The following is a 692-nucleotide window of genomic DNA, read 5'->3' on the forward strand; positions in this document are numbered from 1 at the left end:
TCAGCTTTATTCCTTGCATCAGACGCTAGCGATGTATTTAGGAGGAGGAGCTAGCTATGAAGGTGGCGAATGGAGGGCTCCGGAATTCAAGGTTGCACAATTCAATTCTGATGGTAGTTCGTCAGAAAAGAAGATCTATCATGATGTAGCAGGAGCTTTTGATGGTGTCAGTGATGGTATGACGAGTATCAACGAGCGTATTCATGATGTTGAGAAGAATGTGGCGAGCAATGGTTTGAATTGGAATGAAGAAGAAGGCGCGTATGATGCGAAGCATGATGGTAAGTCGAGTAAGATTACGAATGTATTGGATGGTAAGATAGAAGAAGGCTCGCAAGAAGTTGTTAATGGTGGTCAGCTTTGGAGCACGAATGAGAGGGTAAAAGAGGTTGAAGACAAAGTAGATACGATAGATCAACATGTGAAAGATATTGAAGTAGCCGTAACAGATGGCGTTGTTAACTATGATAAAGATAGTGATGGGAAAAAGACCAATAGCATTACGTTAGTAGGAGGCAATGACAGCGAACCTGTTATGATAGACAATGTAGCGGCAGGCAAGATTGAAACAGGTTCTCAGCAAGCTGTTAATGGCGGTCAGTTGCATGATTATACTGAAGAGCAGATGAAGATAGTTCTTGAAGATGCCAATAAGTATACGGATGAGAAAGTTAGTGGTCTTGTCAATGATG

At 41.9% G+C, this 692-nt stretch carries 1 pseudogene; it reads left to right on the forward strand.

Features of this window, described 5'->3' with window-relative positions:
* Window positions 1-692: pseudogene (locus tag ACFINX_RS10310) on the forward strand (hypothetical protein); the annotation flags it as partial.

It is taken from the genome of Bartonella sp. AP36NXGY (assembly GCF_042195865.1).
Classification (GTDB): domain Bacteria; phylum Pseudomonadota; class Alphaproteobacteria; order Rhizobiales; family Rhizobiaceae; genus Bartonella.